Consider the following 15,990-nt stretch of genomic DNA (forward strand, 5'->3'; position numbering starts at 1 on the left):
AACTATCTTTTTCCTCCTTTATTAGTTCTTGGTTTTGCCATTATTTGTGAATTATTCATTCTTTCTTTTTTAAATACTTCACCATGATTAATTCATACTTTAACTCCAATTTGACCATATGTTGTTGGAGCTTCATATAAAGCATAATCAATATTATTTCTTAAAGTTGAAAGTGGTACTGAACCTTCTAAATATCCTTCAGTACGAGCCATTTCAACTCCACCTAATCTTCCACTTACAGCAGTTTTAATTCCTTTAACTCCAGCTTTTAAAGCTTTTTTAATAGCTAATTTTTGAACTGTTCTAAATGAAGCACGGTTTGAAATTTGTTCACCAATTCATCTAGCAACTAAAGTTGCATCTGCATCAGGACTTTTAATTTCAATAACTCTAACATTAACAATTAATTTTTTATTTTTAACAGTTTTTCTAACAGCTAAAACAATTTTTTCGATGTTTTTACCTTCTTGACCTAAAACGATAGCTGGACGAGCAGTTTTGATAAATAAGGTTAGATCTTTTGTAGTTCTCTCAATATCAATTTTTGAAACAGCTGCATCTTTTAATAATTTAAATAAAGCAGTACGAATTTTGATATCTTGATCTAATCATTTAACATATTGATCTTTTTCAGCATATCATCTGTTTTCTCAATCTCTAACGATTCCTAAACGTAAAACGTTTGGTGATACTTTTTGTCCCATTTCCTAACTATCCTTTCTTATTTTTCATCACTAACTACAATCACAACATGACTAGTTCTTTTAAAAATTTCATATGCTCTACCATGAGCTCTAGGTCTAAAACGTTTTAAAGTTGGTCCTTCATTAACAAAAATTGTTTTAACATATAACTTATCTGCTTCCATACCATTATTATTAACAGCATTAGCAACTGCTGAATTTAATAATTTTAAAATTGGTTCAGCAGCATCTTTGTTTAGATTTTTTAAAGTAGCAACTGCAACTGATACAGCTTTGTTTCTGATTGTATCTGCAACTAATCTCATTTTTCTAGGAGAGATACGAATCATACTTAATTTTGCTTTTGCTTCCATTGTTTAATTCTTATCCTTCCTATTATTTTTTCTTACCTTTGTCATCACCATGACCACCGAATTTACGAGTTGGAGCAAATTCACCTAATTTATTTCCAACCATATCTTCAGTAATATAAACTGGAATAAATTCTTTTCCATTATAAACACCAAATGTTTTACCGATGAATTCAGGGAAAATAGTTGATCTACGTGATCAAGTTTTAATTACTTCACCATCTTTTGCTGCTGTAACTTTTTTAAACAAACTTTCATCAACAAAAGGTCCTTTTTTTAATGATCTTGCCATATTATCTTCTATTCTCCTTTCTTATTTTTTATTACTACGTTTTCTTACAATTAGTTTTTCTGAAGTTTTTTTAGTGTTTCTTGTTTTTACACCTAAAGCTTTCTTACCTCATGGAGTAACTGGAGACTTACGACCAATTGGAGCACGTCCTTCTCCTCCACCATGTGGGTGATCGTTTGGATTCATTACAGAACCTCTAACAGTTGGACGAATACCTCTTCATCTATTACGTCCTGCTTTTCCTCAGTTAACTAAATTGTATTCTTCGTTTCCTACTTCACCGATTGTTGCATAACATTCAGATAAAACTTTTCTAACTTCTCCAGATGATAAACGTAAAGTTACATATCTTCCATCATCATCTTTTCCTAAAAGTTGAACTGATGAACCAGCACTTCTTGCAATTTGTCCACCTTTTCCAGGTTTTAGTTCTACATTATGAAGTAAAGTTCCTTCAGGAATATTTTTTAATGGTGCTGAATTACCAACTTTAATATCAGCATTTTCACTAGCAACCACTTTCATTCCTACTTGCATTCCTTTTGCAAATAAGATATAACGTTTTTCTCCATCTACATAATTTACTAAACAAATAAATGCATTTCTATTTGGATCATATTCAATTGTTGAAATTGTTCCAAAAATATCTCTTTTATTTCTTTTAAAATCAATAATACGGTATTTTTGTTTGTGTCCTCCACCTTTATGGCGAGTAGTAATTAATCCGCGATTATTTCTTCCGGCTTTAGAGCTTTTAGAAACAACTAATGACTTTTCAGGATTATTTTTTGTTGTTAAAACAGCTGAATAGTCAATTGTAGTCATATTTCTACGACCATTAGTTGTTGACTTATACTTTTTAATTGCCATATTTTTCCCTTTCTGTTTTGATGCGCTTATAATAATTTATCCGGGTCGATTTTTCTATAAGTCGCTTAGCACGTCTAATTTTTGACCTTCTTTTAATGTAATGATTGCTTTTTTATATGATGGTTTTTTACCAACATATTTTCCTAATCTTTTTTCTTTAGCATCATAATTAATAGTTCTAACTGATTCAACTTTTACTTCAAAGATTTCTTCAAAAGTTTTTTTAATTTGAACTTTATTAGCTTTTTTGTCAACTAAGAATGTATACACATTATCTTTATGACCAGCAAATGTTTTTTCAGTCAATACTGGTTTTTTTAATACTTCAGTTATGTGCATTATGCGTATACCTCCTCAACTGCAACAGCAGCTTCTTCTGTAATTAGTAATTTAGTAGCATTTAATAAATCAAACACATTTAGTTGGTTAGCAGAAATTGTTTTAACTCCAGTAATATTATTTGAAGATTTAACTACTAATTCTTCTTTTTCTTTTGTAACAATTAATGTTTTTTGATCATCAATTTTTAAATTTTTCATTACTAAAACCATTTCTTTTGTTGATGGCTTAGCAAAGTCAAATTTGTCAACGATTACAAGATTATTTTCTTTAACTTTTAAAGATAAAACTGATCTAAAAGCTAAAGCTCTTACTTTTTTATTAACAGATTTTTTATAGTTAATATCTGGTGTTGGTCCAAATGTAACTCCCCCACCTTTTCATTGTGGAGCTCTAATTGATCCTTGACGAGCACGACCTGTTCCTTTTTGTTTTCAAGGTTTACGTCCTCCTCCAGATACTTCAGCACGGGTTTTAACTTTTTTAGTTCCTTGTCTTAAAGCAGCTTGTTGACTTATTACAGTATCATAAATAGCTTGTTGATGAGGTTCAATTCCCCACACATAATCATTTAAGGCAATTTCTTTAATTTCATTACCTTTAGTGTCTAAAACTTGTAATTTCATTTCTTACCTCAACTATGCTTGAACTGATGCATTTCTATTTAATAATTCAACTGCTTGTTTAGAACTCATACCTTTTACATTTTGCTTAATTTGTACAAAACTATTTTTAGGTCCAGGAATTGATCCTTTGATCAACATAATATTATTAGTTTGATCAATGGCAATAATTTCTAAATTTTGAATAGTTCTTTTTGCATTACCCATGTGCCCTGGCATTTTTTTTGATTTAAAAATACGGTTAATGATTGCTCCCATTGAACCAATTCCTCTATGATATCCTGAACCATGAGCCATTGGTCCTCTTGAGTAATTATGTCTTTTAATTCCTCCAGCAAATCCTTTACCTTTTGAAATTCCTGTAACATCAACGTATTCACCAGAAACAAAGATATCACTAACATTAATAACTTGTCCAATTTCATATCCTTGCATATTTCTGATTTCTTTTACGAAGCGCTTAGGATTTGAATTAGCTTTTTTAAAGTGTCCTAATTCAGGTTTATTTACTAAGTTAACTCTTTTATCAGTAGTACCTAATTGCACAGCAACATAACCATCACTGTCAATAGTTTTAACTTGTAAAACTGTGTTTGGTAGAACTTCAACTACTGTTACTGGAACTAATTGACCAGAATTAGTAAATACTTGAGTCATTTCTACCTTACGACCTAAGATTCCTTTCATTTTATTTCCTCCTAATTGATAATCACGTATATTCTGCTATTTGATATTTTGTTGTTTTTTAAATAAATAGAAGATTATAATTTAATTTCAATATCAACACCACTTGGCAATTGAACTCTTTTTAGAACATCCATTGTTGCTGCAGTTGGATTTAAAATTTCTAATAATCTTTTATGTGTTCTCATTTCAAATTGTTCACGAGAGTCTTTGTATTTATGAACAGCTCTTAAAATGGTAATAACTTGTTTTTCTGTTGGTAGTGGGATTGGTCCTCTAACTTTAGCTCCAGTACCTTCAGCAGCTTGAATGATTTTAGTAATGCTTTGATCAACAATAGCGTGATCATAACCTTTTAACTTAATTCTCATCTTGTTTTCTGCCATACTAACCTCCTAAATTTACTAATTTAATCAACAACCCCTATGGGTGTGTTGTAAAAAAGCACACAAAATATACATGCAATTAATATTCTATACTTTTTTATATAAAAATACTAGATAGACTTCAATTATTTTTTAATTATTTAATAAGCTAAATACTTTAATTACTTTTAATAATCTAAAGACTAAAATTTTAACTAAAAAACAAAAAAATTACATCAATTTGATGTAATTCTAACATTATATATCCTTTAATTTATATTTTTTAATTAACACTAATTAATTATTTTAAACATTTATTAAAAAACTTTAAAACCTGGAGTATCAGCTTTTTTATCTAATAATGCTTTTAGTTCTTGATCTAATTTTAAAATTGAAATTGAAAACCCACCCATTTCAATAGAAGTCATAAAATTTCCAACAAAAGTTTTATAAATCTTAATATCTTTTTGTACTAGTAAATCATTTAAATGATTATTAATAAGAAGTAATTCCATTTCAGGAGTAGCACCCATTCCATTAATCATAACTGCTACTTGTTCATCTTTATTAATTTGTATATCATTTAAAATTTTATCAGTTAAAGTATCTACAATTTGATCTACTGGTTTTAATTTATCCCTATAAACTCCAGGTTCACCATGAATTCCAATTCCAATTTCCATTTCATCTTCATTTAATGAGAAATTAGATTTACCAGCAGCAGGAACAATACATGGAGAAATTGCCATTCCCATAGTTCTAACGTTTTTAATAACTTTTAAAGCTGTATTTTTTACTTCTTGTAAACTAGCTCCCATTTCAGCTTTTGCTCCAGCTATTTTATGAACAAAAACAGTACCAGCTACTCCTCTTCTTCCAGCAGTATATAAACTATCTTCAACAGCTACATCATCATTAACAACTACACTATCAACTTCAATTCCTTCCATACTTGCCATATCTTGAGCCATTTCAAAGTTTAAAATATCTCCAGTATAGTTTTTAATAATTAATAATACTCCTTTATTAGCATTACAACTTTTAATTGCTTGATAAACTTGATCTGGAGTTGGTGAAGTAAATACAGCTCCAGCAACAGCTGCATCTAACATTCCATATCCAACATAACCAGCATGTGCTGGTTCATGACCAGAACCTCCACCACTAACTAAAGCTACTTTATCTTTTTTAATATCATCATTTCTAATAATTACATCAAAACCTTCAACTCTTTTTAATTTATTTGGATAAGCTTTAACTAAACCTTCTAACATTTCATTAACTAATGTTTCGGGACTATTTATTAACTTTTTCATATCTACCTTTCATTTTTGAATTTTGTTTATTAGACTTACTTAAATTATACTATTTAATAAAATTGATATGAATTTTACAAATTTCACATACTGAAATATGTTTTAACTAATTGCACTTTAAAACTACTACTTGATAAGGTTTAATTTGTTTAAAGCTTTTATAATTATTAAAAATAACTTTTAAATTTAAAAATTGATTTAATTTATTAGAACTAATTTTTAAATCAGATAAATTAATAATTACTAAATATTTTTCGTTTAAATAAGTTCTATAAAAACTTAAAACATTAGGGTTCAAATTAATAAATTCAATATCTCCATAACTAAAAGCTAAATGTTTTTTACGTAATCTAATTAGTTTTTGATAAGCTTTAAAAATTGATTGAGACTTTGAATAATCTTTTTTAAAGTTAATATCTAAATAATTATTATTTACATCTATTCAAGGTTTATGAGAAGAAAATCCGGCATATAAACTATCATCTCATTGCATAACAGTTCTTGCATTATCTCTTGATCTATTACTAATAATATTTAAAATTTCTTCTTTTTTTAAACCTTTATTTTTTAAGATCTTATAATAGTTAATTGATTCAACATCTTTTAATTGATTAATATTTGAATAATTATTATTTAACATTCCAAACTCTTCACCTTGATATAAATAAGGCGTACCTTTTAATAACAAAACTACACTAGCTAAACTTGTTGCTGATTGATAATAATAATTTTTATAATCACCAAACCTGCTAATAGCTCTTGGTTGATCATGATTGTTTAAAAAATTAGCACATCAAGCGTTATGTTTATCAAAAACTATTTGTTGAGTTTTAAGAACTTTAACTAATTTTTTTGGATCATATTTATCTAGTTGTCATTTATCATTATTTAAATAATCAACTTTTAAATGATGAAACATAAATACCATATCTAGTTCTTTAGATTCTTTTTTAGTATATAAAATTGCTTGTTTTAATGAAGTTGAAGATAATTCTCCAACTGTTATTACATCATTTTTTAAACTATAAGTTTTACTAGCCATTTCTTTTAGGTATTTATGAACTAGTGGTCTATCAGTATAATATTTTCTACCATCACCAATCAAATCATCTTTAAAAGTTTTTGGTTTTGAAATTAAATTAATAACATCAAATCTTAACCCTTTAACATCTTTATCTAATCAATAATTAATAATTTCATAAATATCATTTCTTAGATCTTTATTTCTTCAATTTAAATCAATTTGAGTTTTATCAAATAAGTGTAAATAGTATTTATCTAATGTTTTATTATATTCTCAAGCAGAACCACCGAATTTGCTTTTTCAATTATTAGGTAGTTTATTTTTATTTTCTACAAATATAAAACGATTTTGATACTTTTTATTAATTAAAGCTTTTTTGAACCACTCATGTTCAGTTGAACAATGATTAAAAATCATATCCATCATAATATAGATATTTCTTTTTTTAGCTTCTTTAACTAAGTTATTAAAATCAGTCATACTACCAAACATTGGATCAATTTTTTTATAATCACTAACATCATATCCATTATCTTTTTTAGGAGATAAATAAATTGGATTTAATCATAAAAAATTTACACCTAGTTTTTTTAAATAATCTAGTTTTTTAATAATTCCTTGTAGATCACCAATTCCATCATTATTAGTATCATAAAAAGATTGTGGATGAATTTCATACACAATCGCTTCTTTATAATTAATTTTTTTCATTTAAATATTATTTTTTAATTTTAATGATGGGATCGGTTTTAACATCTAATAAATCATTACGTAATTTAACAAAGTTAGGTAGAGTTCCTAAAAATCAAGTTAATATCATAGTAACAATAGTTGTTAATATTGCACTTATCATAAATCAAGTATATCCAGACCCAATTCAAGTTGTAACTCCATTAACTTTTGAAGTAGCTTGAATTGATAAAACTCCTAATCAAGCACCAACTCCAATACCATTTGAAGTTACTCCCGAAATTATTAATAATAAAGCACCTGTTGCAGATCCAATAATTGCTGCTATAAAAGGATATAAGAAACGTAAATTAATTCCATACATTGCTGGTTCAGTTACTGCTAGATAAGCTGAAACAGTAGCTGAAGCTCCAGCATCTTTTACTTTTTGATGTTTTCTATTTAAAATAGTAAACATTAATGACGCACTACCTTGTGCAATATTTGACATACATAAAATTGGAAAAATAAATGAACCACCAATTGAAGCTGTATTTTGAATCATTACAGCATTATACATTGTATGTAATCCAATAACAACAGTTGGAGCATATAATAATCCAAATATTGGAGCAAAGAAATATTTTGCAATTGGATGAGTTAATGCTCAACTTGAAGCAACTGAAATTGCAGAACCAATTACAAATCCAATAGGACCAATAATTGCTAATCCAACAGTATATGATAATACAATAACTAATAATGGAACAAAGATTTGTTTTAAAATAGCAGGAATAATTTTATTTAATCCTTTTTCTAAATAAACTCCAAAAAATGCTACACCAATTGCTGGTATTACTTGAGCAGTATATTGAAGTTTTCAAGGGAATTTAAATACACCAAAATCAAAAGCAGGGGCATCTTTAAATATTCAAATGCTATCTTTTGCTAATGCTGAAATAGCATAAATATTTTCTAATGGTGGTAATAATAAAGTTAATCCAATAATAATTCCTAATACTGGAGAACCATCCATTTTTTTAAATATTGACCAGCAAATTGCTACTGGTAAATATCAAAAGACTGCTTGAGCAGGAATTCATAAAAATTCATTTAAACCTTTTGCAAATGCTGATAAAGCAACTAATGATTTACCTTCACCAGTTCAATCAGTTTCTAAAATGTTTCTAAATCCTAAAATTAACCCACCAGCTACTAGTGCTGGAATTAAAGGAATAAATATTTCTGAAAAATGACGTAATAAACGTTGATAAAATTTTTGATTTGATTTTTGTTTTGCAGTTATACTTTGAGAGTTTGAATCACTTGTTTGTGGTTGTTGATTAGTTAAATAATTTTTAAATTCTTTGTAATAATTTATTACATCAACACCAATCACAATATGATAAACACCAACAGGTTTAACTACTCCTTTAACATTATCTAAAGCTTCAATTGCTTTAGTATCTGCCTTAGAATTATCTTTTAAAACTAATCTAAGGCGAGATATACAGTGAGTATATGAAATAATGTTGTCAGCTCCACCAAGTAAACTAACTAGTTCTTTAACTTCTTCTGTATATGATTTTTTTGCCATAAAGACCTCATAATATGGAATTGTTTCCATACTACAATTATATAATAAAAAATGAAACTAAAAATTTTATCTATCTAAAACTTTAATTTCATAATTTAAGTATTTTTCATTTTGTTCATCTATAGGTTTGTTATTTAAAATTTTATTAATACTCTCATTTATTCTTTGTACTAGATTTTGATAATCAATAGCTATACAGTATTGTTTTTCAAAAATCGGTAATAACAAACTATTTTTTTGATAAATATCAGTTAAAGTAATGTTTTTAAACTTTTGATTAACTATATATTTTAATAAAATTTTATGACAAGTATGAGTTCCACAAATAATGATTTTGTTATTTAGATTTAATTCTTTTATTAAATTATAAATACTAGTTTCACTATTATGTTCAAAAAATAAATAATCAAATTTAATATTTTTATTTTTAAATCAATTATTTAAACTATAAAAACGATCATATCCAGTTGATTTATTAGTTTCAGGTTTTTCACCAATATATAAAATTTGTTTTTGATGATCAAATTCATTTTGATTATTCATAGTTTCTAGTAACGAGATCATCATTTCTTGATCATTATTAATAAAATAAAACTTTCCTCAATCCTTTCCATAACTAATAAAAGGAATAGTAATTTTTTTTAAATAATCTCTAATTTTTAAATCATCACTAATAGCAAATAAAACTAAAGCAGCCGGTTTTCTTGCTACTACTTTTTTTAAGTATTTTAAATAAGTTTCTTGATTATAAGTAGTTTGAATTACAAATACCATTGTTTCAGAAAATTCTAATTGTAGGTACTTTAAGATTTTTTTAATGACAAAAGTATTACTTTTAGTTAAATCTGGAATTAAAAAATAAACTTCTTGAATTTTTCTTTTAATTGAATGAGCTGCAAAATTAGGTGAAAAATTATATTTTTCAACTACTTTTTTAATTAGTTCTTTTTTTTGATCACTAACATAACCATTATTACAATAACGTGAAACTGTTCCAACTCCAACATTACATTCTTTTGCTATTGTACTTATTGAAATTTTTTTATTTTTCATTTTTAACTCTTTTAATAAATCAATTTTGTTTAATCATTGGACTAATAATTATAAATAAAACACAATAAGTAAGTAAAACAGCAAAAAATAATATAAAAAAATAAGGAAAAGCAAAAGTTTTTACTCGTAAAAATTGAAATAATAATCCAACTACTAGTCCAATCAAAAAAAATATTAAATGATAAAATCAAGGAATTTTTTTAAATATTTTAGAGATCATTGTTTTATCTTTTGCTAAATTAAATTCATTCATACTTTTAGTCTCATAAATCTAAGTTTCTAAAATTATTTTATCATTTAAAAAAATAATACTTTTATTAGTTGATATATTACAAAACACTACCACTTTTTTAAACAATTTTTAATTTTAATAGGTGAATTATGGATCAAAATAAAACAAATAATCTGATTTTAGCTGGAGCTATTATTTCAATAATCGGTTCTGTTATTTCAGTATTTTTAATTGGTTATATGTTTTATATAAATATTTTATTTGGATGATTATTTTCAATTTTTGGTGCTATTTTTAAAATCTTTTTTTAATTTCATAGGATTAGGATTAGCAATTAGTTCTGTAATTTTAAGTATTTTATGTCTTGTTCCTAAATTTAAAAATAATAAAAAATTAGTTTTGGTAACTAATGTGTTTGGTGTTGCTTTTGGATTTATTGCTGGGGGAGTTTTATTAATAATTGGAGCTAATAACATATCAAGTTCAGCAGTTATAAGTACTACAAATACAACTACTCAAATAATTAGTACTGAACCAATGAATAAAGAAATAATAAATCCGGAAATAGAAGAAAAAAATATTCATATTAAAAAATCAGAACAAAATCTAGACTCACTAAAAATTACTAAAAAACAATTTAAATATAAAAAAACTAATTTTAGCTGGATTAATTTTAAGTTTAATAGGGGCAGTCATCGGATTTTTGATAAATGTTTTTTATACATTTGATTTAAATCAGTTACACATATACACCAGACGACGTGAGATATATAGATATCTTGGGTCATTAATAATCGAAACGTCATTTTCAACTCTTAATTCAATAGGTTTATTTACACTTTTAATTATGAGTATTGTAGGTTTATCAACTCTTAAAAAGAATAAAGATATTCTTTTAATATTTATAGTAGCTATAGCAATCCCATTATTTAATCCAATATTTATAAATTCATTTGGTGGAATACTAATTTTAGTAGGTGTAATTATTAAAAAGATAATTGAGCAAAAAGAAGAAATTATTCAAAAAATTACAAAATAAGTCATAATAATTTAATTAAATATATAACAATGTAAGTTTTAAAACTTACTTTTTTTATTTTTATTTACTGTAAAACAAAAAAAGAAGATCAAAATGATCTTCTTAAATTATGTAAATTAAATTCTTATATAAATAATTAATTTATCTTATTAGTAATATGAATGTCAAATAGAACAATTTGTAAGATATTTGGTTGTTTAAATTTTAAAAATAAAGAGCACAGTAGTGCTCGAGTTTTCTAATGGTGCTGACTATAGGAATCGAACCTACGACCTACTGATTACAAGTCAGTTGCTCTGCCTGCTGAGCTAAGTCAGCATAAATAAAAAATGGTGGAGTGTATAGGACTTGAACCTATGACCGCCTGCTTGTAAGGCAGGAGCTCTCCCAGCTGAGCTAACACTCCGAAAATATGGTAGCCTGTACGGGGTTCGAACCCGTGTGTCCACGGATGAAAACCGTGTGTGTTAACCGCTTCACCAACAGGCCAAGATAATGGCGGCTTTTACAGGGCTCGAACCTGTGACAAACCGGTTAACAGCCGGTTGCTCTACCTGCTGAGCTAAAAAGCCATATCTTTTAATTGGTCATATTTATCTAAGACACTAAAAATAATACCATTACTGATTATCATTTTCAAGATTTTACTTAATATTTTTTTATTTTTATAAATTATTTTTTAACTACCATAAATGTATTTATCATCTGAGTACTTTTGATTAGATTTTGAAAGTTTATCTTTAGTCATAACTGATTTTAAAGCATTTGCAAAATTTTGAGCATTTCCAACTTTTTTAACATCTCAAGAACTTAAATTTTGATTGAATTTATCTGCTGAATAAAACATTCCATTCATCGATTAAACATTACTTGTATTTCACGAACTAATATCTTGATTAAAACTAGTAGCTTCAGTAAACATACCATCCATACTTTTAACTTTTGAAACATCTCATTTATTTAATGGCTGATTAAAACTTATAGCGCTTCTAAAAGTATAAGTTAGATCTGTTAAACTATCAGTCTTTCAATCATTTATATTTTGATTAAATGTTATTGCTCCATCAAACAAAAAATCCATATCAGTAACCTTTGAAACATTTCAGTTATCTATTGGTTGATTAAATTTTTCAGCTTCAAAAAACATAGCTGACATATTTACAACATTAGAAATATTTCAACTAGAAATATTTTGATTAAAACTTTTTGCTGAATAAAACATGTTTTTTAAAGAAATAATGTTTTTAGTATCTTATTTGTCAATATTAGTGATTTTTTCATTTTTTTTTTTTTTTCAAAAAAAGAATCACTTAATGAATTAATTTTTAATGGCAGATCAATTGGAACTTCTTTTGTATTTTTATCTAATCTATTTAAAACATAATAATCTACATTTTTTATTGTTTCTTTTTATAACCTAATTAAGTTACTTTAGTTTTAGTATCATCACTATATTTAGTTTCTACATACTCTTTTACAGTTTTTGGCTTAAATTCAAAAACATTACCAAAAACTCTGATCTTAACAGAGTTCTTATTAGCATTATTATCTAAAACTAAATGTTTATCTTTTTGATTTTCATCAAATAAAATAACTTCATTTAAATTTTTTTTAACTCATCATACATTTGTTTAAATTCAGGATCAGAGTTAAAAATAGATTGTAGTTTATCTTCACTTAGTTTGTCTTCTTTTACTAGTTGATAAGTTCTTTTTACTTGTTGGTATTTTTCAGTTTTTTTATCTTGTTCTAATTTTTGATTATTAATTTGATTATTATTTATTCTACTTATATTTGCATGATAATGATCTCCAACTATTTGTTGGTTTGGATTATCAGTTTGATTTATATTAGATATAAATTGATCTTTAGACTGATTATTAGTTTGATTTTCAATTTGATCTTGTTCTTTAGATTCAGTTTTTTGTTTATTATCAATTTGATTTTCTAATTGATTATCAGTGTTTTTTTCTTGTTCATCTTTATATTTATTACTACTAAAAATAATTAAAAATCCACCAATCATACATACTATTGAAACTATACTAAAAATAGCTAGAATTTCTAAATAAATTGTTGTTTTATGATAATTACTAATAACTGATAAACACAAACTAATAGCACACATTAAAAACACATAACTACTAATTGTAATTAAACTAATTCCACTAATTGTATTTAATTTAATATTTGTAGTATTAACAACAGTTCCTAAAGTAATCCCAACTATTCCAAACATAAATCCAATAGTTGCTAATAACATAAATATAGCACTTGATATTTTAATAATTAAATTAGCTTTTTTAAAAATATCATTATATATATAATGTCTTTTAGGACGATTATTTTTAAAACTAGTTTTCATAATTTTCCTTTATATGTAGTTTGTATAATTTGAATGTATTTTCTAATAACATACTAACAGTCATAGGTCCAACACCACCTGGAACTGGAGTAATATATGAACAAAGTTCTTTAACATTTTCAAAATCAACATCACCAACTATTTTATTAGTAATTGGATCTTTTATAATTCCAACATCAATTACAATAGCATTTTTTTTAATCATATCTTTTTTAATAAGCGCTTGTTTTCCAGTAGCTGAAATTACTATATCAGATCTTTTAGTATATTTTTTTAAACTCTTTGTATTTTTATTACACATACTAATTGTTGCACCCATATTAGATAACATTATTGCTAAAGGTTTTCCAACAATATTTGAAGTTCCAATAATAGTTATATCTTTTGATCTAACATCAATATTATAAGCTTTTAATAAATTAATAATTCCAATTGGTGTACAAGGATAAATAGTATTATAACCTTCTAACATTTTTCCTTGATTAATATAGTGAAACCCATCTACATCTTTTAAAGGATCAATTGCTTGTAAAAACTCTTGTTCATTTAAATGTTTTGGTAATGGTAATTGTAATAAAATTGCATCAACACTATTATCATTATTTAATTGATTAATTTGATCAGATAACATTTCACTAGTGATATTTTGATCAAATCTTAATAACACTGATTCAATTCCTACTAAGTTACAAGCTTTTATTTTATTTGAAACATATAATTCACTTGCTGGATCATTTCCAATTAAAATTACAGCTAATTTAGGTTTTTTATAGTTTTTATTTAAATATGTGTCAATTTGTTTTTTTAAAGCTTCTTTAATTTGTTTTGAAACTAACTTACCATCTAAAATAACCATACTATCACCTATCCTATAGTTATATCTTCTTCAAGATATTTATAAGCTTTATCTCTTGCAGGTTTTAAAAAGATTAATAAAGTATTTGAAACTCCTAATTGACCAATAAACATAATTAAAATAATTGATATTTTAGTAACAACTCCTAATTGATACATTTGAAAATGAGCTAATGGAGATAATCCAACAGTCCCAAATGCACTAGTAATTAATAAAATAGTATTAATTGAAGCACTGTTATGGTTTTTTAAAGTATGAAAAACACTATTTGAATCAACATAAATAATAAATAAAGCAACAAAAATTAAAAATGTTGAAATAAAGAATGCTGCATAACTTCTATTAACAGTTTCACTAGGTATAGTTTTTCTAAAAGCACTTGTGAATTTTTGGTTTTTAATAATTTTAAAGGTTGATAAAAGCAGTATTCCAAAAGTTGTAGTTCTAATTCCTCCAGCAGTTGAACTTGGTGCTGATCCAATAAACATTAAAATTGATAATATAGCTTTTGATCCTGAATTAAAAGTTGAAATATCAATTGTTGAAAACCCAGCATTTCTTGAAGCTGTTGTATTAAATAAAATATCCATAAAAACAACAATATTAGATTTAGCATTTAAAACAGTAAAGTTTTCATCATAATAATGAAAAATTAATGAATGATTGTAATTTGAATATTCTGTTGCAAAAACAGCTAAAGGACCAAAGATAAATAATACTAAATACACTCAGAAATTAATTTTTGTAAATAAACTAAAATTAATTTTTTCTTTAGTTTTTCTAGCTTTTAGTTTACGTTTAATATCATGAAAAGTAGGATAACCTAATCCACCAATTATTCACTCAAGCATAAAAATTACTTGAATAGCATAAACTCTATGATTATCTACATTATATGGTTGTAATGAGTTTGGTGAAATAATATCAAACCCAGCATTATTTACAGCACTTGTAGAATGAAAAACAGCAAATCATAAAGACTTTCAAAAATCATGATATGGTGAAACCACTTCTAAATTTGGATTATTTGAAGGTTGATTAAAAAAGAATAAAAAGAATAAAATAAAAGCTGAAATCACTTGAACTGAAGTTAGTCAAATAAACCCATCTTTAATTAGAACAATAGTTAAACTAGTTGTAGCACTTCCTCTTTCAGATTGAGCAACAATAGTATCTGAAATTGAGATTTTTTTATTAATAATTAAAAATAAAATAATTTTAAAAGTTAAAACACCAATTCCACCAAATTCAATTAGTAATAATAAAATAAACTGACCTCAAAAAGTATAAGAATGAGAAACATCTAAAACAGTTAAACCAGTATCACTAAATCCAGATGAAGCAATAAATATTCCAGTTAAAAAATCTCAATTATATTTAGATCCACTTTTAGTTAGTGAAAAGTTAGGAATTGATAATAATAACCCTCCTAATAAAATAATTGCTACATAAATTAAAAAAATCTTTCCTGAAGTTTTAGAAAGTGGTCAAATATCTTTAACTAGTCGGAAAAATTTATACTTTTCTTCATTAAAATTTGAAGTTTTTTTAAAAAGTCTTGAGGTGAATTTTCATTTGTGTTTTTTATTATTTTTTTTCTTAAAAAACATAA

Annotated in this window: 21 protein-coding genes and 4 tRNA genes; 3 read left to right on the forward strand and 22 right to left on the reverse strand. The window is 25.6% G+C overall.

Annotated elements, in window-relative coordinates:
* Window positions 1–2: 2 nt before the first annotated feature.
* The 13 genes from rpsC to MSB_RS03520 all read right to left on the reverse strand — a co-directional run bounded on the left by rpsC (window position 3) and on the right by MSB_RS03520 (window position 10,139).
* Complete coding sequence (gene rpsC / locus MSB_RS03460) at window positions 3–704, reverse strand: 30S ribosomal protein S3 (RefSeq protein WP_013447961.1); 702 nt, start codon at window positions 702–704, stop codon at window positions 3–5.
* 17 nt (window positions 705–721) lie between these two features.
* Window positions 722–1,057, reverse strand: a complete 336-nt coding sequence (rplV, locus tag MSB_RS03465; protein WP_008362527.1) for a 50S ribosomal protein L22 — start codon at window positions 1,055–1,057, stop codon at window positions 722–724.
* A 22-nt stretch (window positions 1,058–1,079) separates the two neighbouring features.
* The gene (gene rpsS / locus MSB_RS03470) at window positions 1,080–1,346 is read right to left on the reverse strand and encodes a 30S ribosomal protein S19 (RefSeq protein WP_011166909.1); all 267 of its coding nucleotides are present in this window, start codon (window positions 1,344–1,346) and stop codon (window positions 1,080–1,082) included.
* A 21-nt stretch (window positions 1,347–1,367) separates the two neighbouring features.
* Window positions 1,368–2,216: a 50S ribosomal protein L2 gene (rplB, locus tag MSB_RS03475; protein WP_013447962.1), complete on the reverse strand. Its 849-nt coding sequence runs from the start codon at window positions 2,214–2,216 to the stop codon at window positions 1,368–1,370.
* A 54-nt stretch (window positions 2,217–2,270) separates the two neighbouring features.
* Window positions 2,271–2,555: a 50S ribosomal protein L23 gene (gene rplW / locus MSB_RS03480; RefSeq protein WP_013447963.1), complete on the reverse strand. Its 285-nt coding sequence runs from the start codon at window positions 2,553–2,555 to the stop codon at window positions 2,271–2,273.
* Window positions 2,555–3,181 carry a 50S ribosomal protein L4 gene (gene rplD, locus MSB_RS03485; RefSeq protein ID WP_013447964.1) on the reverse strand — a complete coding sequence of 209 codons (627 nt, stop codon included), beginning with the start codon at window positions 3,179–3,181 and terminating at the stop codon, window positions 2,555–2,557. Before rplD ends, rplW begins: the two co-directional genes overlap by 1 nt.
* A gap of 12 nt (window positions 3,182–3,193) precedes the next feature.
* Window positions 3,194–3,865 (reverse strand): 50S ribosomal protein L3, encoded by a 672-nt coding sequence (gene rplC / locus MSB_RS03490; RefSeq protein WP_013447965.1) that lies wholly within the window; start codon window positions 3,863–3,865, stop codon window positions 3,194–3,196.
* 74 nt (window positions 3,866–3,939) lie between these two features.
* On the reverse strand, window positions 3,940–4,248 hold the full coding sequence (gene rpsJ, locus MSB_RS03495) for a 30S ribosomal protein S10 (RefSeq protein ID WP_011387545.1): 309 nt from the start codon (window positions 4,246–4,248) through the stop codon (window positions 3,940–3,942).
* Between the two features lie 296 nt (window positions 4,249–4,544).
* Window positions 4,545–5,543 (reverse strand): dihydroxyacetone kinase subunit DhaK, encoded by a 999-nt coding sequence (dhaK, locus tag MSB_RS03500; protein WP_013447966.1) that lies wholly within the window; start codon window positions 5,541–5,543, stop codon window positions 4,545–4,547.
* 106 nt (window positions 5,544–5,649) lie between these two features.
* Window positions 5,650–7,278: an alpha,alpha-phosphotrehalase gene (locus MSB_RS03505; protein ID WP_013447967.1), complete on the reverse strand. Its 1,629-nt coding sequence runs from the start codon at window positions 7,276–7,278 to the stop codon at window positions 5,650–5,652.
* A 7-nt stretch (window positions 7,279–7,285) separates the two neighbouring features.
* Window positions 7,286–8,833, reverse strand: coding sequence for a PTS transporter subunit EIIC (locus MSB_RS03510; RefSeq protein WP_013447968.1), 1,548 nt, complete (start codon window positions 8,831–8,833; stop codon window positions 7,286–7,288).
* 66 nt (window positions 8,834–8,899) lie between these two features.
* Complete coding sequence (locus tag MSB_RS03515) at window positions 8,900–9,886, reverse strand: LacI family DNA-binding transcriptional regulator (protein ID WP_013447969.1); 987 nt, start codon at window positions 9,884–9,886, stop codon at window positions 8,900–8,902.
* A complete protein-coding gene (locus tag MSB_RS03520; protein ID WP_011166920.1) occupies window positions 9,876–10,139 on the reverse strand; it encodes a TIGR04570 family membrane protein in 264 nt (87 codons plus the stop codon). The genes MSB_RS03515 and MSB_RS03520 overlap by 11 nt, the downstream gene beginning before the upstream one ends.
* 128 nt (window positions 10,140–10,267) lie before the next feature.
* Here MSB_RS03520 and MSB_RS04995 point away from each other — a divergent pair, with 128 nt between their 5' ends.
* From MSB_RS04995 to MSB_RS05240, 3 genes are all read left to right on the forward strand, one after another.
* Window positions 10,268–10,429 (forward strand): hypothetical protein, encoded by a 162-nt coding sequence (locus MSB_RS04995; RefSeq protein ID WP_013447970.1) that lies wholly within the window; start codon window positions 10,268–10,270, stop codon window positions 10,427–10,429.
* Window positions 10,401–10,892, forward strand: coding sequence for a hypothetical protein (locus MSB_RS05235; protein ID WP_231833539.1), 492 nt, complete (start codon window positions 10,401–10,403; stop codon window positions 10,890–10,892). The genes MSB_RS04995 and MSB_RS05235 overlap by 29 nt, the downstream gene beginning before the upstream one ends.
* A gap of 73 nt (window positions 10,893–10,965) precedes the next feature.
* Complete coding sequence (locus MSB_RS05240; RefSeq protein ID WP_013447973.1) at window positions 10,966–11,157, forward strand: hypothetical protein; 192 nt, start codon at window positions 10,966–10,968, stop codon at window positions 11,155–11,157.
* A gap of 242 nt (window positions 11,158–11,399) precedes the next feature.
* Here MSB_RS05240 and MSB_RS03530 read toward each other — a convergent pair.
* The 9 genes from MSB_RS03530 to MSB_RS03565 all read right to left on the reverse strand — a co-directional run bounded on the left by MSB_RS03530 (window position 11,400) and on the right by MSB_RS03565 (window position 15,988).
* Window positions 11,400–11,475: transfer RNA gene (locus tag MSB_RS03530), tRNA-Thr, on the reverse strand.
* Between the two features lie 12 nt (window positions 11,476–11,487).
* Window positions 11,488–11,563, reverse strand: a tRNA-Val gene (locus MSB_RS03535).
* 7 nt (window positions 11,564–11,570) lie between these two features.
* A tRNA-Glu gene (locus MSB_RS03540) sits at window positions 11,571–11,646 on the reverse strand.
* Window positions 11,647–11,653: 7 nt separating this feature from the next.
* Window positions 11,654–11,729, reverse strand: a tRNA-Asn gene (locus tag MSB_RS03545).
* A 107-nt stretch (window positions 11,730–11,836) separates the two neighbouring features.
* On the reverse strand, window positions 11,837–12,013 hold the full coding sequence (locus tag MSB_RS05245) for a BspA family leucine-rich repeat surface protein (RefSeq protein ID WP_013447974.1): 177 nt from the start codon (window positions 12,011–12,013) through the stop codon (window positions 11,837–11,839).
* A gap of 3 nt (window positions 12,014–12,016) precedes the next feature.
* Window positions 12,017–12,397, reverse strand: coding sequence for a BspA family leucine-rich repeat surface protein (locus MSB_RS03550; protein WP_408632430.1), 381 nt, complete (start codon window positions 12,395–12,397; stop codon window positions 12,017–12,019).
* A gap of 360 nt (window positions 12,398–12,757) precedes the next feature.
* A complete protein-coding gene (locus MSB_RS03555; protein ID WP_013447976.1) occupies window positions 12,758–13,522 on the reverse strand; it encodes a G protein-coupled receptor family protein in 765 nt (254 codons plus the stop codon).
* Window positions 13,512–14,378, reverse strand: a complete 867-nt coding sequence (gene folD, locus MSB_RS03560; protein ID WP_013447977.1) for a bifunctional methylenetetrahydrofolate dehydrogenase/methenyltetrahydrofolate cyclohydrolase FolD — start codon at window positions 14,376–14,378, stop codon at window positions 13,512–13,514. Before folD ends, MSB_RS03555 begins: the two co-directional genes overlap by 11 nt.
* Before the next feature lie 8 nt (window positions 14,379–14,386).
* Entirely contained in the window at window positions 14,387–15,988 is a 1,602-nt protein-coding gene (locus MSB_RS03565; RefSeq protein WP_013447978.1) for a potassium transporter TrkG, read from the reverse strand.
* Window positions 15,989–15,990: the final 2 nt, after the last annotated feature.

It is taken from the genome of Mycoplasma leachii PG50, assembly GCF_000183365.1.
GTDB lineage: Bacteria > Bacillota_I > Bacilli_A > Mycoplasmatales > Mycoplasmataceae > Mycoplasma > Mycoplasma leachii.